The sequence below is a fragment of the Marimonas lutisalis genome (assembly GCF_005434965.1).
Classification (GTDB): domain Bacteria; phylum Pseudomonadota; class Alphaproteobacteria; order Rhodobacterales; family Rhodobacteraceae; genus Marimonas_A; species Marimonas_A lutisalis.
On record NZ_SKCI01000001.1, the window covers coordinates 552,274 to 573,332 of the forward strand.

Annotated in this window: 23 protein-coding genes; 21 read left to right on the forward strand and 2 right to left on the reverse strand. The window is 65.8% G+C overall.

The window, feature by feature from the left end; all coding sequences use genetic code 11:
• The 9 genes from E0501_RS02680 (at position 1) to ftsA (ending at position 6,596) form a co-directional block, all read left to right on the forward strand.
• Positions 1-231, forward strand: coding sequence for a hypothetical protein (locus tag E0501_RS02680; RefSeq protein ID WP_137699800.1), 231 nt, complete (start codon positions 1-3; stop codon positions 229-231).
• An 84-nt stretch (positions 232-315) separates the two neighbouring features.
• Positions 316-1,509, forward strand: a complete 1,194-nt coding sequence (locus E0501_RS02685; RefSeq protein ID WP_137699801.1) for an APC family permease — start codon at positions 316-318, stop codon at positions 1,507-1,509.
• The gene (locus E0501_RS02690; RefSeq protein WP_137699802.1) at positions 1,506-1,772 is read left to right on the forward strand and encodes a DUF2484 family protein; all 267 of its coding nucleotides are present in this window, start codon (positions 1,506-1,508) and stop codon (positions 1,770-1,772) included. Before E0501_RS02685 ends, E0501_RS02690 begins: the two co-directional genes overlap by 4 nt.
• Complete coding sequence (locus E0501_RS02695; protein WP_137699803.1) at positions 1,769-2,017, forward strand: DUF2484 family protein; 249 nt, start codon at positions 1,769-1,771, stop codon at positions 2,015-2,017. The genes E0501_RS02690 and E0501_RS02695 overlap by 4 nt, the downstream gene beginning before the upstream one ends.
• Positions 2,014-2,391 (forward strand): hypothetical protein, encoded by a 378-nt coding sequence (locus tag E0501_RS02700; protein ID WP_137699804.1) that lies wholly within the window; start codon positions 2,014-2,016, stop codon positions 2,389-2,391. Before E0501_RS02695 ends, E0501_RS02700 begins: the two co-directional genes overlap by 4 nt.
• Positions 2,392-2,462: 71 nt before the next feature.
• Positions 2,463-3,404: a UDP-N-acetylmuramate dehydrogenase gene (gene murB / locus E0501_RS02705; RefSeq protein WP_137699805.1), complete on the forward strand. Its 942-nt coding sequence runs from the start codon at positions 2,463-2,465 to the stop codon at positions 3,402-3,404.
• 110 nt (positions 3,405-3,514) lie between these two features.
• Positions 3,515-4,393 (forward strand): D-alanine--D-alanine ligase, encoded by an 879-nt coding sequence (locus tag E0501_RS02710; RefSeq protein WP_235857730.1) that lies wholly within the window; start codon positions 3,515-3,517, stop codon positions 4,391-4,393.
• Positions 4,381-5,271 carry a cell division protein FtsQ/DivIB gene (locus E0501_RS02715; RefSeq protein WP_137699806.1) on the forward strand — a complete coding sequence of 297 codons (891 nt, stop codon included), beginning with the start codon at positions 4,381-4,383 and terminating at the stop codon, positions 5,269-5,271. Before E0501_RS02710 ends, E0501_RS02715 begins: the two co-directional genes overlap by 13 nt.
• Positions 5,268-6,596 carry a cell division protein FtsA gene (gene ftsA / locus E0501_RS02720; protein WP_137699807.1) on the forward strand — a complete coding sequence of 443 codons (1,329 nt, stop codon included), beginning with the start codon at positions 5,268-5,270 and terminating at the stop codon, positions 6,594-6,596. The genes E0501_RS02715 and ftsA overlap by 4 nt, the downstream gene beginning before the upstream one ends.
• Here ftsA and E0501_RS02725 read toward each other — a convergent pair whose 3' ends face one another.
• Complete coding sequence (locus tag E0501_RS02725) at positions 6,597-7,226, reverse strand: M50 family metallopeptidase (RefSeq protein ID WP_137699808.1); 630 nt, start codon at positions 7,224-7,226, stop codon at positions 6,597-6,599. It lies immediately after the preceding gene.
• Positions 7,227-7,360: 134 nt separating this feature from the next.
• Between E0501_RS02725 and E0501_RS02730 the strand changes: the two genes are divergently transcribed.
• From E0501_RS02730 to E0501_RS02785, 12 genes are all read left to right on the forward strand, one after another.
• The gene (locus E0501_RS02730; protein ID WP_137699809.1) at positions 7,361-7,819 is read left to right on the forward strand and encodes a (2Fe-2S)-binding protein; all 459 of its coding nucleotides are present in this window, start codon (positions 7,361-7,363) and stop codon (positions 7,817-7,819) included.
• A gap of 2 nt (positions 7,820-7,821) precedes the next feature.
• A complete protein-coding gene (locus E0501_RS02735) occupies positions 7,822-10,062 on the forward strand; it encodes a xanthine dehydrogenase family protein molybdopterin-binding subunit (protein WP_137699810.1) in 2,241 nt (746 codons plus the stop codon).
• Positions 10,063-10,262: 200 nt separating this feature from the next.
• Positions 10,263-10,649 carry a tol-pal system-associated acyl-CoA thioesterase gene (gene ybgC, locus E0501_RS02740; RefSeq protein ID WP_137699811.1) on the forward strand — a complete coding sequence of 129 codons (387 nt, stop codon included), beginning with the start codon at positions 10,263-10,265 and terminating at the stop codon, positions 10,647-10,649.
• A gap of 131 nt (positions 10,650-10,780) precedes the next feature.
• Positions 10,781-11,476, forward strand: coding sequence for a protein TolQ (gene tolQ / locus E0501_RS02745; protein ID WP_137699812.1), 696 nt, complete (start codon positions 10,781-10,783; stop codon positions 11,474-11,476).
• Between the two features lie 3 nt (positions 11,477-11,479).
• Positions 11,480-11,956 (forward strand): protein TolR, encoded by a 477-nt coding sequence (tolR, locus tag E0501_RS02750; RefSeq protein WP_137699813.1) that lies wholly within the window; start codon positions 11,480-11,482, stop codon positions 11,954-11,956.
• An 11-nt stretch (positions 11,957-11,967) separates the two neighbouring features.
• Positions 11,968-13,059 (forward strand): ribonuclease E domain-containing protein, encoded by a 1,092-nt coding sequence (locus E0501_RS02755; RefSeq protein WP_137699814.1) that lies wholly within the window; start codon positions 11,968-11,970, stop codon positions 13,057-13,059.
• Positions 13,059-14,378 carry a Tol-Pal system beta propeller repeat protein TolB gene (tolB, locus tag E0501_RS02760; protein ID WP_137700824.1) on the forward strand — a complete coding sequence of 440 codons (1,320 nt, stop codon included), beginning with the start codon at positions 13,059-13,061 and terminating at the stop codon, positions 14,376-14,378. Before E0501_RS02755 ends, tolB begins: the two co-directional genes overlap by 1 nt.
• A gap of 110 nt (positions 14,379-14,488) precedes the next feature.
• The gene (pal, locus tag E0501_RS02765; RefSeq protein ID WP_137699815.1) at positions 14,489-15,007 is read left to right on the forward strand and encodes a peptidoglycan-associated lipoprotein Pal; all 519 of its coding nucleotides are present in this window, start codon (positions 14,489-14,491) and stop codon (positions 15,005-15,007) included.
• A 12-nt stretch (positions 15,008-15,019) separates the two neighbouring features.
• Positions 15,020-15,856, forward strand: a complete 837-nt coding sequence (ybgF, locus tag E0501_RS02770) for a tol-pal system protein YbgF (RefSeq protein WP_137699816.1) — start codon at positions 15,020-15,022, stop codon at positions 15,854-15,856.
• Positions 15,853-17,112, forward strand: coding sequence for a tRNA lysidine(34) synthetase TilS (tilS, locus tag E0501_RS02775; protein WP_235857731.1), 1,260 nt, complete (start codon positions 15,853-15,855; stop codon positions 17,110-17,112). Before ybgF ends, tilS begins: the two co-directional genes overlap by 4 nt.
• Before the next feature lie 87 nt (positions 17,113-17,199).
• Positions 17,200-19,122 (forward strand): ATP-dependent zinc metalloprotease FtsH, encoded by a 1,923-nt coding sequence (gene ftsH, locus E0501_RS02780; RefSeq protein WP_137699817.1) that lies wholly within the window; start codon positions 17,200-17,202, stop codon positions 19,120-19,122.
• A complete protein-coding gene (locus E0501_RS02785; RefSeq protein ID WP_137699818.1) occupies positions 19,122-19,904 on the forward strand; it encodes a methyltransferase domain-containing protein in 783 nt (260 codons plus the stop codon). The genes ftsH and E0501_RS02785 overlap by 1 nt, the downstream gene beginning before the upstream one ends.
• Before the next feature lie 133 nt (positions 19,905-20,037).
• Here the strand turns inward: E0501_RS02785 and E0501_RS02790 are convergent, their stop codons facing one another.
• On the reverse strand, positions 20,038-20,961 hold the full coding sequence (locus tag E0501_RS02790) for a M23 family metallopeptidase (protein WP_235857732.1): 924 nt from the start codon (positions 20,959-20,961) through the stop codon (positions 20,038-20,040).
• Between the last annotated feature and the right edge of the window lie 98 nt (positions 20,962-21,059).

Here is a 21,059-nt window from a genome sequence, read left to right on the forward strand (position 1 = left end):
GTGGAACTGGCCTGGGCGATTGTCGGGATTGTCGTGCTGCTGGCGCTGATCGCCGCGTCACGGCTCTTGCGGCGGTTGGTCCTGGCGTTTGCAATTGCGGCCGTGGGGCTTTTGTTGTTGCATATGCAGACCGCGCCGGGCGAGGCACTGGTCGCGCTGGGCGCAATGGGCGGCGGCGTGGTGCTGGCGCGGCCGCTGCGGCGGATGTTGTGGGGTGGTTTCCCGACCTGACCGCCGGAAGCGGGGGGGGTGGAGCGAAACACGGCGTTGCGCCGGGACGCGCTGACGGGAATTGATGCGGGCAATGGGGCGCTGATGGCGGAGCAACTCAAACGCGAGATCGGAACCGGACTTCTGACCGCCTATGGCGTTGGCATCATGGTGGGCGCGGGGATCTACGTGCTGACCGGGGCCGCAGCGGGCCAGGCGGGGATGTGGGCGCCGGTGGCGTTCCTGATCGCCGCGCTGGTCGCGGTGCCGACGGCGCTTTCGTTTTCCGAACTGTCCGCGCGCATTCCCGAGGCGGCGGGTGACAGCGCCTATGTCGAGATCGGACTGAACCAGCATTGGCTGGCCGTGCTGGTGGGCTTCATCAACGTGGTGGCGGGCACGATAGCGGCCGCGGCGGTTCTGCGCGGCGGCGTGGGATACCTGATATCCTTTGTCGATATTCCCTTTGCCTGGGCGGTGGTCGGCTTGGGCATCGCCCTGACGGCGATTGCCATCATAGGTGTGGTCGAGAGCCTGGCCTTTGCTTCGCTTTTGACGCTGATCGAGGTGACGGGCCTGATGCTGGTGATCTGGGCGGGGTTCAATGCCGCACCTGTTGAGGCCTATGCCCTGCCTTTGCCCGCGCCGGAATGGAACGGGATCACAACGGCGGTGCTGTTTGCCGTTTTCGCCTTTATCGGCTTCGATGACGTCGTCAACATGGCCGAGGAAACGCGTCAGCCCGGGCGCACGATGCCGCGCGCGATCCTGCTGGCGCTGGCGATCACCGCGGTGCTTTACGCGCTGGTGTCGCTGGCCGCGGTGCGGGCGGTGCCGCGCGAGGTGCTGGGCGCGTCCGAACGGCCGCTGGCGCTGGTCTGGGAGGCGGGTATGCATTCGAACCCGGCCTTCCTGGCGGCGATTGCGGTGGCGGCGGCGCTGAACGGGGTGCTGGCGCAGATCGTGATGGCAAGCCGGGTGCTGTTTGGGCTGGGGCGGCGCACGCCCTGGCTCGAGATGTTCTATCACGCGCATCCGCGTTTCGGCACGCCAGTCCTGGGCTCGGCGATGATCGGCGGTGTGGTGATCGTGGCCGCGCTGGCGCTGCCGGTGGCGACGCTGGCCGAGGTGACGACCCTGGCGCTTTTGATCGTTTTTTCCATCGTCAATGCCGCCCTGATCGGGGTAAAACGCACGCAGCCCGAGGCCGAGTTCTCGGTTTCGGTGATCTGGCCGTGGCTGGGCATATTGCTTTGTCTCGGCGTGTTCGTGGCATCGATTGCTAGGAACCTGATATGAGCCTTCCGCTGTTGCTGGGATGTCTTTGGGTGGTTGCGGCGACGGTGGTCGCGTTTCTGCCGATGCGCCGGCAATACGCGCCGGGGATCGCGCTGCTGATCGCGGCGCCTGCGCTGATCGTATGGATCGGTTTTACGCACGGGATGTGGATTGCCGTGGCGGGGTTGGCGGCCTTCGTGTCGATGTTTCGCAACCCGCTGCGGTACCTGTGGCGGCGCGCGAAGGGCGAGAGGCCGGAATTGCCGAAGGAGTTTCGCAAGTGAACCTGTCGCTAATCGCGCTTTTCGTGTGGCTGGTGGCCGCCAACCTGGCCGCGATGATCCCGTCGAACGACAACCACTGGCGCCGGGCCTATGTGCTGATGGGCACCGGGTTTCCGCTGCTGGTCTGGATTTTTTGGGAAAATCCTTGGTGGGTTGGCCTGCTGGCACTGACGGCAGGGATGAGCGTGCTGCGCTGGCCGGTGATCTACCTGATGCGGTGGATCCGGCGGAAGCTCGGGGCATGAGCCGGAAACAGGCGGGGCTTCGTGCCGTCGCCGTCCTGGTCGTGGCCGAGTTCGGCCTCTTCGCGGTGAGCGACAACGAGGATCAGTGGAAGGCCTACAACCTGCTTGCCGGCGGGATCTTGGCACCCGCTGTCGCGACCGGGGTTCTGGTGCGGCTGGAGTGGTGGTGGGTGGCCGTGGCCCTTTGTGTGCTTATCGGGCTTGTGGGGGTGGTCGTTCCCATATGGATCGTGGCGGACGGCGCGCCCTGGTCCGAGGTGCTTGCGTTGATGGCGCTGGCCTGGATTGTCCTGATGCTGCTGGCAGCTTTGGCCGGTTTCTGGAGCGGGCGGCGCTGGCTGCGGCGGGCTTCTCCAAAAAGCAGGGTGGGTTGAAAACCCACCCTACGGGTTTCGCGGGGTCATATCTTGTAGTATGAGGCCGAAAACAACGCGAGCGGTGGCCCATGACTGACATGCCCGAGGTGCGGGGGAAGCTGATCCCCGGCAAGGCGCTGAGCGAGCTGACCTGGCTGCGCGTGGGCGGGCCCGCGGACTGGCTGTTCATGCCGGCGGATGTGGAGGACCTGGCGCAGTTCCTTGCTGCCCTTGATCCGGGCATCCCGGTTTTTCCGATAGGAGTGGGTAGCAACCTGATCGTGCGTGATGGCGGCATCCGCGCGGTGGTGATCCGTATGGGGCGCGGTTTCAACGCGATCGAGATCGAAGGCGCGCGCGTGCGCGCCGGGGCTGCGGCGCTGGATGCGCATGTGGCCCGCAAGGCCGCGGAGGCGGGGACCGACCTGACCTTCCTGCGCACCATCCCGGGCAGCATCGGCGGGGCAGTGCGGATGAATGCGGGCTGCTATAGCTCTTACGTGGCTGACGTATTCGTCGAGGCGCGGGCGGTGACACGCGAGGGCGAGATCATCACCCTAACGGCGGAGGACCTGAATTTCCGCTATCGCCAGACCGACCTGCCCGAGGGGTGCGTGATCGTCGAGGCCACGTTCGAGGGGGACGCGGGCGATCCGGAAACGCTGGCCGCGCGGATGGAGGAACAGCTGCGCAAACGCGACGAGACGCAGCCCACGAAGGACCGCAGCGCCGGCAGCACCTTTCGCAACCCGGCGGGATTTTCCAGCACCGGGCAGGCGGATGACACGCATGACCTGAAAGCCTGGAAGGTGATCGACGAGGCCGGCATGCGCGGTGCGACGCGCGGCGGTGCGCAGATGAGCGAAAAGCACTCCAATTTCCTGATCAATACCGGGCAGGCAACCGCCGACGACCTGGAATCCCTGGGCGAAGAGGTGCGAAAAAAGGTTTACGATTCAAGCGGTATCACGCTAGAATGGGAAATTATGAGGGTTGGCGAACAGAGCCCCGAAAAGGACCCGGACGACTGACAGGCATGTCCGGGCGATAAAACGAAACAAGGGCCACCAAAAAGGCCCGGGACATTGAGGCGGTGAACGAGGGCATGTCGGGCAGGGCACCCCTGAAAGTTGCGGTATTGATGGGCGGTCCATCGGCCGAGCGCGAGGTATCGCTTGCGTCGGGCAAGGGCTGTTCCGAGGCGCTGCGCGGCGAAGGCTTCGACGTGGTTGACGTGGATGCCGGGCGCGACCTGGCCGCGCGCCTGGACGAGATCAAGCCCGATGTCGTGTTCAACGCGCTGCATGGCCGCTGGGGCGAAGATGGCTGCGTGCAGGGGCTGCTGGAATGGATGGGCCTGCCCTACACCCATTCGGGCGTTCTGGCCTCGGCGCTGGCGATGGACAAGCAGCGCACCAAGGATGTGTACCGTGCCGCCGGATTGCCCGTTGTCGACAGCCGCCTGGCCTGCCGCGAGGAGGTCGCCGCGCGCCACGTGATGGAGCCGCCCTATGTGGTCAAACCATACAATGAAGGCTCGTCGGTTGGCGTTTACATCGTGCACGAGGCGGCGAACGCGCCGCCAAAGCTGGCCGAGGACATGCCCGAGATACTGATGGTGGAACAGTTCGCGCCGGGCCGTGAACTGACCACGACGGTGATGGGAGACCGGGCGTTGACGGTGACGGATATCATCACCGAGGGCTGGTACGACTATCACGCCAAGTATTCCGAGGGCGGATCGCGCCACGTGGTGCCCGCCGAGGTGCCGGGCGAGATTTTCGAGGCCTGCCTGGACTATGCGCTGCGCGCACATCGGGCGCTGGGTTGCCGGGGCGTGAGCCGCACCGATTTCCGCTGGGACGAGGCGAAGGGCCTTGCGGGTCTGGTGCTGCTGGAGACCAATACCCAGCCGGGCATGACGCCTACGTCGCTGAGCCCCGAACAGGCGCAGGCCTGCGGCATGAGTTTTGGCGAGCTGTGCCGCTGGATGGTGGAGGATGCCTCATGCAATCGCTGAGGGGCGACAAGCGGATGGCCAAGGCCGACCCGGCGCCGAGCCGCTGGGCCTATCGCTTTCAGCGGCTGATGCTGACGCCGGTGTTTCGCAAGCTGTTGCGGGTGGGTGTGCCCTTCACGCTGAGCCTGGCGGTGGGCACCGCCTATCTGGCCGATCAGGATCGCCGCGACGCGATCCAGTTGGCGATTGCCGATTTCCGCGCCGAAATCCATTCGCGCCCAGAATTCATGGTGCGGTTGATGGCGGTGGACGGCGCGAGCGAGAGCGTGAACGAGGATATCCGCGAGATCGTGCCGATCGATTTCCCGATCTCGTCCTTCGACCTGGACCTTGAGGCCATCCGGCAGGAGGTTTCCGGCCTTTCCGCGGTGAAGACGGCAAGCGTGCGGATCCGCAATGGCGGCGTGTTGCAGATCGACGTGGTGGAACGCCAGCCCGTGGTGCTGTGGCGCACGGCTGAGGGACTGTTCCAGGTTGATATCGAAGGCGTCGTTCTGGGAGAGGTGCAGGCGCGCGGCGATCATGCCGGGCTGCCGCTGCTGGCCGGGGCAGGGGCGGAACGGGCGCTGCCCGAAGCGCTGGAGATTTTCGCGGCGGCCGAGCCGCTGAACGCGCGGCTGCGCGGACTGGTACGCATGGGCGAGCGGCGCTGGGACGTGGTGCTGGACCGCGATCAACGCATCCTGCTGCCCGAGGCGCGACCGGTGCAGGCGCTGGAGCGCGTGATCGCGCTGAGCGCGGCGCAGGACATGTTGGCGCGCGATCTTGTGACGGTGGATATGCGTCTGGCCGAGCGCCCGACGATCCGCATGAACAAGGACGCGGTCGAGAACTGGTGGAAAATCCGGAACATTTCGGTGGGGAACGACGGACAATGATCGAGCTCTATGAATCCCAACGGGCGATGCGCAACATGCGCAAGGCGGCGATGCAACGCGGCGTGGTGGCCGTGCTGGATGTGGGCACATCGAAGATCGCCTGCCTGGTCCTGCGCTTTGATGGTGGCGACCCGGCAGGCGGCGATGTCGGCTCGATGGCGGGGCAGGCGGGTTTTCGCGTGATCGGGGCCGCGACGACACGGTCGCGCGGCGTGCGCTTTGGTGAAATTGAGGCAATGGCCGAAACCGAGCGCGCGATCCGCACCGCGGTGCAGGCGGCGCAGAAGATGGCCAACATCCGGGTCGATCATGTCATCGCCTGTTTCTCGGGGGCCGAGCCGCGCAGCTATGGCCTTGCCGGGGAAGTGGATCTTGAGGGACATGTCGTGACCGAGCAGGATGTCAGCCGGGTGCTGAGCGCCTGCGACGTGCCTGAATACGGAGCGGGGCGCGAGGTGCTGCATGCCCAGCCGGTGAATTTCGCACTCGACCATCGCTCGGGGCTGATCGACCCGCGCGGGCAGATGGGCCAGCGGCTGGCCACCGACATGCACATGGTTACGATCGATGCGGCGGCCGTGCAGAACCTTGCCCATTGCGTGCGCCGCTGCGACCTGGAACTGGCGGGCATTGCCAGCTCGGCCTACGTGTCGGGCGTGTCCGCGCTGGTCGAGGACGAGCAGGAGCTGGGCGCGGCCTGTATCGACCTGGGCGGCGGCAGCACGGGTCTGTCGATCTTCATGCGCAAGCACATGATCTATGCCGATGCTGTGCGCATGGGTGGTGAGCATGTCACGAGCGACATCTCGATGGGGCTGCAGGTGCCGGTTTCGACCGCCGAGCGGATCAAGACCTTCTATGGCGGGGTCGTGGCTACGGGCATGGACGACCGCGAGATGATCGACCTGGAAGGCGAGACCGGCGACTGGGAACACGATCGCCGACAGGTGAGCCGCGCCGAGCTGATCGGAATCATGCGGCCGCGGGTCGAGGAAATCCTGGAAGAGGTGCGTGCGCGGCTGGATGCGGCAGGGTTCGAGCATCTGCCCAGCCAGCAGATCGTGCTGACCGGTGGCGGCAGCCAGATCCCCGGTCTGGATGGTCTGGCGTCCAAGATTCTGGGCCAGCAGGTGCGGCTGGGCCGGCCGCTGCGCGTGCACGGGTTGCCGCAGGCGGCGACCGGGCCGGGATTTGCCAGTGCTGTGGGGATGTGCCTGTTCGCGGCGCATCCGCAGGACGAATGGTGGGATTTCGAGATCCCCGTCGACAAATACCCCGCACGATCGCTGCGCCGGGCCGTCAAGTGGTTCAAAGACAACTGGTGATCAATCTGCCCCAGGCGTGGCCCGGAAGGTCGACCGCAGGGCAAGCCAGATCGCAACGAGGCTGAGCAGAAGCCAAAGCCCGCCCCAGAGCATCGTGGCGCCGCCGAATTCCTCGGCCAGCATGCGCGCATCGGATCGCAGATGCGCGCGGCTGAGCGTGTCGGAGAAAATATCGAGCGGGACATAGATGATCGAGGTCAGGCCGATGAGGCGCAAGAGCAGGTCGTTAGGGCCATGGCCGAGCCAGCGGGCCGAGGCCAGCATCAGCACGCCCGCCCCGGTGCAGAAGGCAAGGCCGAAGGGATCGCGCACGTAAAGCAGAGTGACCAGCAGGATGACGAGGCCAAGTGCGCCGGTGATCCAGTGATCAAACCGGCCGGAAAGCGCGGCGCGAAACAGCGCAAGGCCGATCAGCAGCGAGCCGAGATAGCCCGCGGACAGCGTGAGAAACCGGTTGCCCCCGCGCGACAGCACCGCCCCGCCCTGGTGCGGGGTGAGCGACAGGCTTTCGGGGGTTCCGCCGGTCAGGAGCACGGTGACGAGATGGGCCAGTTCGTGAAACAGAACCACGAGCAGCTTGAGCGGCAGCAGAACGGGCGTCTGCCAGAGCGCGACGATGATCGCGGCCATCGCGAGAAGGGGCCATTTGACGCGAAGGAACTGCGAGTTATCGCCGATCTGGTTGGGTTTTCGCGCAGTCTGCAGGTTTTCGCGGCGTGAAAAACCCCTAGATTGAAAACGCGCACGTTAAAGGAGGCCACGAGATGCAGATCACCGTCAATGGCGAAACCCGCGAGGTGGATGTCGAAGAGGACATGCCGCTGTTGTGGGTGCTGCGCGATGAACTGGGCATCAAGGGCGTGAAATACGGCTGTGGCATCGCGCAATGCGGTGCCTGCACCGTGCATATCGATGGTGAGGCGGTGAAATCCTGCCAGGTGTTCGCCGGCGATGTCTGGGGCGAGGTGACGACGATCGAGGGGCTGGGCACTCCGGACGCGCTGCATGCGGTGCAGGCGGCCTGGATCGAGCACCAGGTCGCGCAATGCGGCTATTGCCAGTCGGGCCACATGATGCTGGCCGCGTCGTTTCTGAGCGAAACGCCCGACCCGAGCGAGACGCAGATCGACGCGGCGATGAGCGCGAACCTGTGCCGCTGCGGCACCTATCCGCGTATCCGCGAGGCGGTGAAGACCGCCGCGAAGATGATGAGGGAGGGCTGATCATGGGCAAGGTTGGAACAATCGCGCGACGCACGTTCCTGATCGGCTCGGCGGCGGTGCTGGGGGGCGTGGCCTTTGGCTATTACATGTACAAGCGGCCGGCGGCGAACCCGCTGCTGCATGGCCTGGGCGAGGGTGAGGCGGCGCTGACGCCCTATGTCCTGATCAACGCCGACGGCGTGACGCTGATCACGCCCAGGGGCGACAAGGGGCAGGGCGCTTATCACGCGCAGGCGGCGCTGATCGCGGAGGAACTGGACGTGGACCTGGCGGCGATCAACGTGGACCCCGGCCCGCCCAGCCCGGCCTATTACAACACCGCGCTGAGCAGCGAGGCGGTGCCGTTCGCGTTTTACGATGATGGCTTTTTGGCCGAAACGATGCGGGGCGTGATGGATGCGCCGATGAAGTTCATCGGCATGCAGATCACCGGCGGCTCAACCACGGTGCCGGACGGCTGGGAAAAGCTGCGTGTTGCCGGCGCCGTGGCACGCGAGACGCTGAAGGCCGCGGCGAGCCAGCTTTCGGGGATCAACACCACGGCGATCAAGACGGAAAATGGCCGGGTCATTCTGCCAGATGGGCAGGAGATGACCTATGAGGAGCTGGCGCCGGTGGCCGCGGGCATCGCGCCGGTGACCAAGGTCCGGCTGCGCGGGCCCGATGAGTGGCGTTACATCGGCAAGCCGATGCAGCGTATTGATATCGTGGCGAAATCCACCGGCACACAGGAATATGGCATCGACGTGGATCTGCCGGGCATGGTGCATGCGGCGGTGAAGCTCAATCCGCGGCAGGGCGGTGACCTGATCGCCTTCGACGCGGCCGAGGCGCTTAAGCTGCGCGGGGTGAGCGACGTTTTGCAGATCACCGGTGGTGTGGCGGTGATCGCCGACAATACCTGGCGCGCGTTCCGGGGGGCGGAGGCCGTATCGTGCGACTGGGGGCCGGCGCTGTTTCCGCCCGAGCAGGAGGAGCATTGGACAGCCCTGGCGCAAGCGATCGAGACGGGCGACCATGACAGCCGCCAGCGCGATGACGGCGCCGCCGCCGAGGCGGTGCAGGGCGGGATCGAGGCGGAATACCGCGCGCCTTACCTCGCGCATGCGCCGCTGGAACCGGTGAATGCGACCGTCTGGGTGCAGGAGGGTCGCGTGGACGTGTGGACCGGCACGCAGGTGCCGCGTTTTGCCCAAGCGCATGTGGCCGAAATCTGCGGCGTCGACGCCGAGGACGTGCATGTGCACGTGCTGATGATGGGCGGCAGTTTCGGCCATCGGTTGGAAGATGACGTTGTCCGGCGCGCGGCCGAGGTTGCGGCGCAGCTGAAAGGCACGCCGGTCAAGCTGACCTATTCGCGCGAAGAGGACATGCTGCATGATTTCCTGCGGCCCGCCGCGCTGGGGCGGATGAAGGGTGCGGCAAAGGCTGGCCAGGTGGCGGCGATGGACTATCACGTCGCAGCCCCGTCGATCGCCGACAGCCAGTTTGCGGAACGGCAGGGGTTGGGCTTTCCGGGGCCGGATTCGACCATCGTGCAGGGCGCCTGGGACCAGCCCTATGCGATCCCGGATTACCGCGTGACGGGATACCGCGCGCCGAAGCTGGCGCCGGTCAGTTCCTGGCGGTCGGTCGGGGCCTCGGTCAACGGGTTTTTCCACGAGGGGTTCCTGGATGAGTTGATCCATGAGGCCGGCGCGGACCCTTTGGAAGAACGGCTGCGGCTTTGTTTCCATGAGCCCACGCGCAAGGTGCTGGAGGCGGTTGGCGAGATGTCGGACTGGTCCGGGCCGCGCCCGGCCGAGGGCGTGGGCCGGGGCGTGGCGATGGTGGCCTCGTTCGGGGTGCCCTGCGCGCAGGTGGTCGAGGTGCGGATGACCGGAGATGGTCTTCGCATCGATAAGGTCTGGGTGGCGGCGGATGTCGGCCGCATTGTCGATCCGGTGAATTTCGACGGGTTGGTCAAGGGCGGCGTGGTCTTCGGCCTGGGCCATGCCATGCTGGGCGAGATCACGATTGCCGATGGCCGGGTGGAACAGGAGAACTATGACCTGTTCGAGGCGATGCGGATGGACCGGTGCCCCGACATCTTCGTTCGCGGGCTGGAAACCGGGGAAAAGATCCGTGGCATCGGCGAACCGCCGGTACCCCCGGCCGCACCGGCGCTGGCCAACGCGATTTTTGCCGCGACGGGGCAGCGCCTGCGGGAAATGCCTTTCGCAAGATTTGTCGATTTCGCCTGAGGCAGACCCGAGAGCGCCCCCCTTTCCGGCGCGCCCACCCACCCGCCCCGCGCCGAAAACGGCGGGCCGGGATCGGGCGGGCGAGGTGGGGGCGCTGCCCCCGCACCCCCGAGGTATTTATGGTCAGATGAAGCAGGGGATCATGCTTGAAGCATCGCGGGCCGCGGCCTAGGGTTGGCGGCGTGGCGAGGGGAGTTGCGATGATCTACAAGCTGCCGATCCGGGTTTACTACGAAGATACCGACATGGCCGGTATCGTCTATTATGCCAATTACCTCAGATACATAGAGCGCGGGCGCAGTGAGTGGGTGCGCGAGGTCGGGCTGGACCAGAACAGGATGAAGGACGAGGACGGGATCGTGTTTGCCGTTCGTCGCGTGGAGGCCGATTACCTGGCGCCGGCGCGCCTGGATGACGAGCTGGTGGTCGAGACCTGGGTGGAAAGCCGCAAGCCGGTGCGCATGGTCATGGGCCAGGAGGTCAAGCGCGGCGATCAGGTGCTGTTCCGCGCGATGGTGACGGTGATCTGCATGACGCTGGATGGCAAGCCCGTGCGCCTGCCGCACTGGGACGAACCGGCCGCCTGAGCGGCGGGTTTTCGCCGGGCGGGGTGGCGCTTGGGCGGAATGATGCAAAGCCCATGGCTTTCCCCTTGGAAATAAGATAGTTTCGGCTGCAATAAGGGCCGCCAAAGACGGCCGAAACAACGAGCAGGCAGATGGAAGCAGAAACCCTTGCCCTGGCGCAGGAGATTGATTTCTCCCTGTGGGCCCTATTCGCGCGCGCCACGATCACTGTGAAACTGGTGATGATCATGTTGATCGTCGCTTCGTTCTGGTCGTGGGCGATCATCGTTCAGAAACTCATCGACTATCGCAAGGCGCGGCGCGAGGCATCGGCGTTCGACCGGGCCTTCTGGTCGGGCGAGCCGCTGGACCAGCTGTTCGAGCAGATCGGCGCGGATCCGGGCGGACATTCGGAAAAGATATTCGCCGCCGGCATGATCGAATGGCGGCGGTCGCACCGGGCGGATGGCAAGTTCATCGCCGGGGCGCAGGCGCGCATCGACCGCAGCATGGACGTGTCGATCGCCAAGGAGGCCGAGGGGCTGCAGCGCGGGTTACCGGTGCTCGCCACCGTGGGCTCGACCGCGCCGTTCGTGGGACTCTTCGGCACGGTGATCGGGATCATGAACTCGTTCATCGAGATCGCGCAGCAGCAGAACACCAACCTGGCCGTCGTGGCGCCGGGGATTGCCGAGGCGCTTCTGGCCACGGGTCTGGGCCTGCTGGCGGCCATCCCGGCGGTGATCTTCTACAACAAGCTGAGCGCTGACAGTGATCGGATCATCGCCGGCTACGAGGCGTTCGCCGACGAGTTCTCGACCATTCTCAGCCGCCAGCTGGACGCCTGAGCCATGGGCGCGGGTGTAATCAAATCGAGCGGGGCAGGCGGTGGATCACGCCGCCGCCGCCGTGGTGGGCGCGCGGTGCCGATGAGCGAGATCAACGTCACGCCATTCGTCGACGTGATGCTGGTGCTGTTGATTATCTTCATGGTGGCGGCGCCGCTGATGACGGTGGGCGTACCTGTGGAACTGCCCAAGACGGCGGCCAACGCGTTGCCGACCGAGGCCGAGGAGCCGCTGACCGTGACGATCACCGCCGAGGGCACGGTGCTGCTGCAGCGTACCGAAGTGGCGCGCGACGAGTTGATCGGAAAGCTGCGCGCGATTGCGGCCGAGCGCGAGAGCGACCGGGTGTTCCTGCGCGCCGATGGCGCGGTGCCTTATGAACAGGTGGTGCAGGTGATGGGCGCGCTGAACCGTGGCGGATTTTCCAATATCGGGCTGGTGACGGATACCGGCGGCCCGGATCTGGATTCGGGGAACTGACAGGTTCATCCATGAATGCCGGCCAGGTCATATCGGGGATGGGGCATATCGGCCTCATCGGCTGGCTGCTCTTCGGGGGGCAGTTCCAGTCCGAACCCCTGCCCTTCGAGGTGACGGATGTGGCGGTGATCTCGGGCGAGGAGTTCGAGGCGATGATGGCCGCGCAACGGGCGCCCGAGACGGTGACGGACGTGGCGATGCCACAGGCCCCCGAACCCGATACGCCGCCCGCGCCGCAGATCGAAGCCGCGCCGGAAAGCGCGCCGGACCAGGTGGAGCCCGAGGTAGCCGAAATTCCCCCGCAGGACGACACCCCGGCACCTGTCGAGCCCGCGCCGCCGACGCCGACCGAGGTGGAGGACCGTCCGCCCGAAATCGCGCCGCCGACCGAGGAAGATGTCGCCGCGCTGGTGCCGCAGACCTCGCCCCGGCCGCAGGCACGACCGGTGGAGCGCGTGGCACCGACACCGGTGGCCCAGCCGCCCGAGCCCGAGGCCGCGCCGGACAACGTGGTGCGCGAGGAAACATCGGACGCGCCAGCCGAAGAGGCGCGTCCCGAAGAAGAGGCGACGGCGCCCGAGGAAACCGTGACCGAGATCACGCCGGAAGCGGCAGACGAGGTGACGGCGGCGCCGACACGCTCGGTCCGCCCGAAAACACGGCCGCAGCGAACCCAACCGCCGACCGAGACCGCCGAGAGCGGAAGCAGCACCTCGGATGCGGTCAACGCGGCGCTGCAGGCCGCGCAGCAAGGCGGCGGCGAAACCGAGGCGCAATCGACCGCGCCGCAGTTGAGCCAGGGCGAGCGCGATGCGCTGATCGTGGCGGTGTCGGATTGCTGGGCCGTAGATCCCGGCGCCCCTGCCGCGCAGGTGACAGTTGTGGTATCGGTGGAACTGAACCGTGACGGTACGTTGGCGGGGACACCCAAACTCGTCGGTGCCGAGGGCGGGGACGGGGCGGCGCAGGCCGTGGCCTTCCGCAATGCGCGCACGGCGGTGATTGCCTGCGGACGGGGAGGGTTTAACCTGCCCGAGGACAAGTACGAAGCATGGCGCGAAATCGAAATGACGTTCAATCCGGAGAAAATGAGGCTCAGATGATGATGAGACTGCTCGGAACCTTCCTGTTGGTGTTGTGTGTTTTGGGGTTGCCCGCGCAGGCGCAGAACGGACCGCTTCGGATCGAGATCACGGATGGCGTGATGGAACCCTTGCCGTATGCGGTGCCGGATTTCGTGCCCGAGAACGGCGCGGCCTCGGAGATGGCGATGCAGATCGCGCGGGTGGTGGCCGATGACCTGACCGGCACCGGGCTGTTCCGTGAGGTTGGCAAAGAGGCTTATATCAGCCAGATCACGAGTTTCGCGAGCCCGGTTCAATTCCCCGACTGGAAGGCGATCAATGCGCAGGCGCTGATCACCGGGGCGGTGGCGGTGAACGGCGATAGCGTGACGGTGAAATTCCGTGTCTGGGACGTGTTCGCGGGCCAGGAACTGGGCAACGGGCTGCAGTTCGCGGGTACCACCGCCGGTTGGCGGAGGATGGCGCACAAGGTGGCCGACGAGGTCTATTCCCGCATCACGGGCGAGGCCGGCTATTTCGACAGCCGGGTGGTGTTCGTCAGCGAGACAGGGCCGAAGAACGAGCGCAAGAAGCGGCTGGCGATCATGGATTACGATGGCGCCAACGTGCAGTACCTGACCGACAGTTCGTCCATCGTGCTGGCGCCGCGCTTTTCGCCTACGGGCGACCGGGTGCTTTATACCGGCTTCGAGACCGGTTTCCCGCGTATCTATGTGCTGGATGTCGCGAATGTCGGCCGCCGCGTGCTGCAAAGCCAGGAAGGCACGATGAGTTTTGCCCCGCGGTTCAGCCCGGACGGCCAGCGCGTCGTGTTTTCGCTTGAGGCGGGCGGCAACACGGATCTCTACGTGATGGATATCGCCAGCGGCGGACAGTCGCGGTTGACCAATGCGCCCTCGATCGAAACCGCGCCCAGCTATTCGCCCGATGGCAGCCAAATCGTGTTCGAAAGCGACCGGTCGGGCTCGCGGCAGCTTTATGTCATGTCGGCCGGCGGCGGCGAGGCGCGCAGGATCAGCCAGGGCACGGGCAATTACGGCACGCCGGTCTGGAGCCCGCGTGGCGACCTGATCGCGTTTACCAAGCAGTCCAAGGGACGGTTTCACATCGGCGTGATGAAAACCGATGGCAGCGCCGAGCGCCTGTTGACGGCGTCGTTCCTGGAGGAGGGGCCGACATGGTCGCCCAATGGCCGGGTGATCATGTTCACCCGCGAAACGCAGGGGGCGCAGGGGCAGGCGAGCCTTTACACGGTGGATATCACCGGGCGGAACCTGAAGAAGGTGCGCACCCCGGGCGGTGCATCAGACCCGTCCTGGAGCCCGCTGCAGAAATGAACATCGGCAGCGCCCCGCGCATCGCCCGGGGCGCACCGGACGAGATTCACACGGGCGTTTGCCTGTGCTAGAAGATGCAACAGCAGAAAAACGCATATGAGGCGCGTAACATGACCTATCTGGCAAAATCCATGATGCTGGTGGCGGGGCTGAGCCTGGCCGCCTGCACGAATGCAGGCCGTTTCGACAACGATCCGGCGGCGGGCGCGGGCAGCGGGGTGAACACTTCGTCGGCCATCGCAGGCACGGCGAGCGATCCGCTGTCGCCGCTCTATTTCCAGCAGACAATCGGTGACAGGGTGCTGTTCGCCGTCGATCAGCACACGCTGAACGAAGATGCCAAGCGCACGCTGGATGGGCAGGCGAGCTGGCTGACCACGAATACGGACTACAACGTCGTGATCGAGGGCCACGCCGACGAGCAGGGCACGCGCGAATACAACCTTGCCCTGGGCGCGCGCCGCGCGAATGCGGTGCGTGAATACCTGTTGTCACGGGGCCTGGCCGGCACGCGGATGAAGACCGTGAGCTATGGCAAGGAGCGTCCGATCGAAATCTGCAGCGAGGAAGCCTGCTATGCCAAGAACCGCCGGGCGGTGACCTTGCTTTCCAGCGGTCTGAGCGGTTAAGCGGAGGATCCGATGCGCTGGTTTCTGGGTGCTGTTCTGAGTGTCGTGCTTGTGCTGCCGGTGGCGGCACAGGAGCGCGAAGAGACGTTGGCCGATATCCGTCAGGAACTGACGGTGCTGCATGTCGAGATCCAGAAGCTCAAGCGTGAGCTGTCGACCACGGGGGCGACGGGCAACGCGACGCAGGGCGGTTCGGCGCTTGATCGAATCAACGCGATCGAGGCCGAGTTGCAGCGCCTCACCGCCAAGACCGAGCAGTTGCAGTTTCGTGTCGATGCCATCGTGACGGACGGGACCAACCGGATTGCTGATCTGGAATTCCGGCTGGTCGAACTGGAAGGTGGCGATGTCAGCCAGCTGAAGGAAACAACGACGCTGGGCGGCGAAGCGGCCAAGCCCGAGACGCCCGTCGCGCCGGTGCCATCGGCCCAGCAGGACGGGACTGCGCCGGCGGGCCCCGAACTGGCGATGGGCGAGCGCGCCGATTTCGACGCGGCACAGACCGCGCTTAACGAAGGCCGCCATGCCGAGGCGGCGCAGGCCTTTGCCCGCTTCAACGAGACATACCCCGGCAGCCCCATGGCCGTGCCTGCGCATCTGGGGCGTGGCCGCGCGCTTGAAGCCGCGGGCGATCTGACCGGCGCGGCGCGGTCCTATCTGGAAGCGTTCAGCTCGGATCCCAATGGCAGCAATGCCCCCGAGGCGCTCTATGAACTGGGCCGCGGGCTGGGCCGTCTGGGCCAGACCAACGAGGCCTGCGTGACGCTTGAAGAGGTGGGCGTGCGGTTCCCGGGGGGTGAGGCGGCAACGAAGGCGCGCGATGAGATGGCGCGCCTTGGCTGTTCGTGAGCGCCACAACCGCGGAACTTGAAGCCCTGATCGAGGGCGCGTTTGCGCCCGATCCGCCGGCGCGGCTAGGTGTTGCCGTCTCCGGTGGGGGTGATTCGGTGGCCCTGATGCATCTTTTGGCGGCCTGGGCGAAAAAGACCGGCGTCGTGTTGAAGGTAGCGACCGTCAATCACGGGCTGCGCAAGGAAGCGGCAGACGAGGCGGAATTCGTGGCGCAGGTGGCACAGCAACTGGGCCTCGCACACGAAACGCTGACATGGCAGGGCTGGCAGGGCGATGGAAACCTGCAGGATGCCGCCCGGCAGGCGCGTTATCGGTTGTTGGCCGATTGGGCCGTCCGCGAGGAGCTGGCGGCGGTCGCGGTCGCCCATACCCGCGACGACCAGGCCGAGACGGTGTTATTGCAGCTGGCGCGCATGGCCGGCGTGGATGGGCTGGCCGCGATGCCGGCACGCAAGTGGCAGCACGGCATGTGGTTCCAGCGTCCGCTGTTGCGGGCTGGACGTGCGGATTTGCGGGACTACCTGCGCGCGATCGGCCAGCGCTGGATCGAGGACCCGTCGAACGAGGATCGCAGCTTTGACCGGATCAAGGCGCGCGATACGCTGGCCGTGCTGTCGGAGCTGGGAATCGATGCCGCGACGCTTGCCGGTGTGGCCGCCAACATGGCCAAGGCGCGCGATGCGCTGGACTGGCACGCGTTTCTGTCGGCGAAAGAGGTGGTGCGCATCGACCGCGGCGACGTCGTGATCGACCGCAAGGGCTGGCGCGCGTTGAATGACGAGATCGCCCGCCGCATCCTGAAGCGCGCGTTGCTGTGGGTGGGGCGCGCGCCTTATCCGCCGCGGCAGGCAAAGCTGGCGCAGCTGATCGGGGCGTTGAAGCGCGGACAGGGCCAGACGCTGGGCGGTTGCCTGGTGGTCGTTGAAGAAACGCAGATCCGGATTTGCCGCGAAGCGTTGGCGCTGCGGGGTATCCGGCTGCCGCAGCACGCCATCTGGGACGGGCGCTGGCGGGTGATCGGCCCGGTCGAGGAGGGCGCCGAACTGGCCGCGCTGGGTGAGGCTGGCCTGCGCGCCTGCCCCGAGTGGCGCGCAAGCGGCTTGCCGGCCGCATCCCTGAAATCCTCACCGGCGATCTGGCGGAAAGACGAGCTGGTCGCGGCCCCACTTGCCGGTTTCAACCCGCTTTGGCGGGCCGAGCTTCTGGGGGGATCGGAAAGTTTCTTTGCCGGAATGCTGCCACAAGCGAAATAGCGCATTGAAGATGCCGGTCCGATCTCTATTTTAGACGGGTGGGCGCGCGCCGGGCGCCGCGCCAAAAGAATTCGAAGGAGAGTATCCTTGGGCAACGCGAGAAATATCGCCTTCTGGGTCGTGCTTTTTCTGCTGATCCTGGCGCTGTTCAACCTGTTCAGCGGTGGCGGCAACACGCTTCAGAGCCGCGAGATCAGCTATTCCGAGTTCGTCGCAGCCGTGGGCGAAGACCGGGTCAGCTCGGTCACGCTTGACGGGGAACAGGTGCGGTTCCGGGGCAGTGACGGCAAGGACTATGTTGCCATCAAGCCCGAAGACGCCGAGATCACCAACCTGCTGATCGACAACAACATCCCGATCAAGGCCGAAAGCCAGGAGCAATCGGGCTTCCAGACCTTTATCCTGAGCCTGCTGCCGTTCCTGCTGCTGATCGGTGTGTGGATCTATTTCATGAACCGCATGCAGGGCGGCCGCGGCGGCGGAGCGATGGGATTTGGCAAGAGCCGCGCCAAGCTTCTGACCGAGAAGCATGGCCGGGTGACCTTTGACGACGTCGCCGGCATCGACGAAGCCAAGGAAGAGCTGGAAGAGATCGTCGAATTCCTGCGCAACCCGCAGAAGTTTAGCCGCCTTGGCGGCAAGATTCCCAAGGGCGCGCTGCTCGTGGGCCCTCCGGGTACCGGTAAGACGCTGCTGGCGCGCGCCATCGCGGGCGAGGCGGGCGTGCCCTTCTTCACCATCTCGGGCTCGGACTTCGTCGAGATGTTTGTTGGTGTCGGCGCCAGCCGTGTCCGCGACATGTTCGAACAGGCCAAGAAGAACGCGCCTTGCATTGTGTTCATCGACGAGATCGACGCCGTGGGCCGGCACCGTGGTGCGGGCTATGGCGGCGGCAATGACGAACGCGAACAGACGCTGAACCAGCTTCTGGTGGAAATGGACGGGTTCGAGGCCAATGAAGGCGTGATCATCATCGCCGCGACGAACCGCAAGGACGTGCTGGACCCTGCGCTGCTGCGACCGGGACGCTTCGACCGCCAGGTGACGGTACCGAACCCCGATATCAAGGGCCGCGAGAAGATCCTGAGCGTTCATGCGCGCAAGACGCCGCTGGGCCCGGATGTCGATCTGCGCATTATCGCGCGCGGCACGCCCGGGTTTTCGGGCGCGGACCTGGCCAACCTGGTGAACGAGGCGGCGCTGATGGCGGCCCGCGTGGGCAGGCGTTTCGTGGCGATGGAAGATTTCGAGATGGCCAAGGACAAGATCATGATGGGCGCCGAGCGCCGCAGCATGGTCATGACACCGGCGCAGAAGGAAATGACCGCCTATCACGAGGCGGGCCATGCCATCGTCGGCCTGACGCTGCCCAAATGCGATCCGGTCTACAAGGCTACGATCATTCCGCGCGGTCAGGCCCTGGGCATGGTGATGAGCCTGCCGGAAATGGACCAGCTGAACTATTTCAAGGACGAGCTGGAGCAGAAGATCGCCATGACCATGGCCGGCAAGGCCGCCGAGATCATCAAATATGGTGACAACGCGGTCTCGAACGGGCCGTCGGGCGATATCATGCAGGCTTCGGGGCTGGCGCGCGCGATGGTGATGCGCTGGGGCATGTCCGACAAGGTGGGCAATATCGACTACCAGGAAGCGGCCGAAGCCTTCCGCGGCAACGGGGCCGGTGGCTTTTCGATCTCGGCGCATACCAAGGAGCTGATTGAGGAAGAGGTCAAGCGCATCATCGACGAGGGCTACTCGGAAGCGCATCGTATCCTGACCGAACGCCAGGAAGACTGGGAGCGCTTGGCGCAGGGTCTGCTGGAGTACGAGACCCTGACCGGCGAGGAAATCGAGCGGGTGATCCGGGGCGAGCCGCCGCACAAGGAAGATGACGAGGACGACAAGCCCGATACCGGCAGCGCGCCCTCTGTCACCGCGATCCCGAAGACCAAGCCGCGCAGCAAGCCCAAGGGCGGCGAGGGCGGCATGGAGCCCGAGCCGACCTGATGGCGGCGGTATCCGTTCAGAAAGACTGGAATCCCGGAGCCTATGCCAGGTTCCGGGGTTTGCGTTTGCGCCCCGCGCTTGACCTGATGCTGGCCGTCCGCTCGGTGGGCGGCGGTGACGTGATCGACCTGGGCTGTGGCAATGGCGCGATGGGCCAGAGCCTGAGGGAGCGTTACCCGGGGCATCGGATCGTCGGTGTGGATGCCAGCCCGGCGATGCTGGCAAAGGCGCGGGAGACGGGCGCCTATCACGCGTTGGATGAGAGCGACATTGCCGATTGGTCGGAGGACCGGGCCGGGTTGATCTATTCCAATGCTGCGCTTCACTGGCTGGCCGGGCACGAGGCGCTGTTCCCGAGGCTGGCCGGCATGCTGGCGCCGGGAGGAACCCTGGCTGTGCAGATGCCGCATCAGAACAACGCGCCCTCGCACCGTGTCTGGGTGAGCCTGGCTGACGAGCTGTTCCCGGGGCGTGTGGACATGTCGACGGGCCCGGGCGTGATGAAGGCGCCGCGCTATCATCACATGCTGGCGGAAGTTGGCGAATTTTCCCTGTGGGAGACCGAGTATTACCAGGTGCTGGGAGCCGACAAAAGCGGCCACCCGGTGCGGCGCTTTACCGAGAGCACCTTTGCCCGCCCGATCCTGGCGGCGCTGGAGCCGGATGAACAGGCCGAACTGGTCCGGCGCTATGAAGAGGTGATGGAGACGGCCTATCCGAGGCGCGACGACGGCACGGTTCTTTTCCCGTTCCGGCGGATGTTTTTCACACTGACGGTATGAAAGACGCCCGAGAGCGCCGCCCGCCCACCCGCCCCGGCGCCCTCGGGCGTCTTTGGTGACGGCGCCAACGGCCCGGCCCGCGCTGAGCAGAGCGGTGGACATTCGAGTATTTTCACCAAGAAAGAGCCGCAGATCAGTTGCCGATCTCGATCGTCGTGCTGGCCTGGCTGAGGGTTTGGTTGTCGCGCTGGAGCGTGACCGTGCCGTGGTAGGAGCCCGGCGGCCAGGCCGAGGTGCTGCGTTTCTTGCCCGAGGCGCGGAAGTAGAGCGCGGTCGGTTTGGACAGGTCGTGGAGATGGCGATGATGGAAACCGTCGGGGCCGGTGATGTCGATCTGCACAGCATCACCTGCGCGGCCGCCAAAGCCCAGCCCCCAGACCACCAGCGCCGGGGCATCACCGGGCAAACCGGCCGCTGCGGCGGTACCTGCCTTGATCGCATCATAGTCTGGCACATGATCGGCAAAGCCGACGGCAAGGACGCCGCCGGGAACATAGTCCGGCGGTGACTGCCAGAGGGTGTTTTCGGGTACTGTGCCGCAGCGCGCCGCTCCGTCGGGTTTGAACGGATCGACGACCGCGCCATTGTGCCGGACCGAAAGGTGCAGATGGGGGAATTCGGTTTTCCCCGAGAGGCCCACTAGGCCCAGAACATCCCCGGTATCGACCTGCTGGCCCTGGCTGACGGCGATGCTACCGAAGCGCATATGGCAATATTGCGTGCGCCAGCCATCGCCGTGGTCAATGGCAACGCCGTTGCCGCATTCGCGCCCATCGACCGAACCGGGATCGGCGAGAAAGGCGCCATCCGCCATGCCGTCGCGCAGACCGACCACGCGGCCCGGGGCCGCGGCGTGCACGCGAACCCCGCGCGCCATGTCGGCGCGGGAGGGCAGAGCGAAATCGGTCCCCTTGTGCCCATCATAGGATAGCTTGTTGCAGGTGAAATCGGCATAGCCGGGACCGGGATCGGCATCGACGAAATTCTGGATGTAACAGGTTTGGCCCAGGTCACAGTCGATCGGCAGGGCCAGCCTTGGTGCATCGGCCCGGACCACCGGGGCGGCAACGCTGGCAACCCAAAGGGCAAGCCCAAACGCCACCCGCGCGGCGGGGTGCCCTGCCGCGCGGGAGTGTTTTGAAAACTGGGGGCGCA

Coding starts and splice junctions, on each gene's coding strand:
- E0501_RS02685 (WP_137699801.1), top strand. CDS start 316: ATGGCGGAGCAACTCAAACGCGAGATCGGAACCGGACTTCTGACCGCC.
- E0501_RS02690 (WP_137699802.1), top strand. CDS start 1,506: ATGAGCCTTCCGCTGTTGCTGGGATGTCTTTGGGTGGTTGCGGCGACG.
- E0501_RS02700 (WP_137699804.1), top strand. CDS start 2,014: ATGAGCCGGAAACAGGCGGGGCTTCGTGCCGTCGCCGTCCTGGTCGTG.
- murB (WP_137699805.1), top strand. CDS start 2,463: ATGACTGACATGCCCGAGGTGCGGGGGAAGCTGATCCCCGGCAAGGCG.
- E0501_RS02710 (WP_235857730.1), top strand. CDS start 3,515: ATGGGCGGTCCATCGGCCGAGCGCGAGGTATCGCTTGCGTCGGGCAAG.
- E0501_RS02715 (WP_137699806.1), top strand. CDS start 4,381: ATGCAATCGCTGAGGGGCGACAAGCGGATGGCCAAGGCCGACCCGGCG.
- ftsA (WP_137699807.1), top strand. CDS start 5,268: ATGATCGAGCTCTATGAATCCCAACGGGCGATGCGCAACATGCGCAAG.
- E0501_RS02725 (WP_137699808.1), bottom strand. CDS start 7,226: ATGGCCGCGATCATCGTCGCGCTCTGGCAGACGCCCGTTCTGCTGCCG.
- E0501_RS02730 (WP_137699809.1), top strand. CDS start 7,361: ATGCAGATCACCGTCAATGGCGAAACCCGCGAGGTGGATGTCGAAGAG.
- E0501_RS02735 (WP_137699810.1), top strand. CDS start 7,822: ATGGGCAAGGTTGGAACAATCGCGCGACGCACGTTCCTGATCGGCTCG.
- ybgC (WP_137699811.1), top strand. CDS start 10,263: ATGATCTACAAGCTGCCGATCCGGGTTTACTACGAAGATACCGACATG.
- tolQ (WP_137699812.1), top strand. CDS start 10,781: ATGGAAGCAGAAACCCTTGCCCTGGCGCAGGAGATTGATTTCTCCCTG.
- tolR (WP_137699813.1), top strand. CDS start 11,480: ATGGGCGCGGGTGTAATCAAATCGAGCGGGGCAGGCGGTGGATCACGC.
- E0501_RS02755 (WP_137699814.1), top strand. CDS start 11,968: ATGAATGCCGGCCAGGTCATATCGGGGATGGGGCATATCGGCCTCATC.
- tolB (WP_137700824.1), top strand. CDS start 13,059: ATGATGAGACTGCTCGGAACCTTCCTGTTGGTGTTGTGTGTTTTGGGG.
- pal (WP_137699815.1), top strand. CDS start 14,489: ATGACCTATCTGGCAAAATCCATGATGCTGGTGGCGGGGCTGAGCCTG.
- ybgF (WP_137699816.1), top strand. CDS start 15,020: ATGCGCTGGTTTCTGGGTGCTGTTCTGAGTGTCGTGCTTGTGCTGCCG.
- E0501_RS02785 (WP_137699818.1), top strand. CDS start 19,122: ATGGCGGCGGTATCCGTTCAGAAAGACTGGAATCCCGGAGCCTATGCC.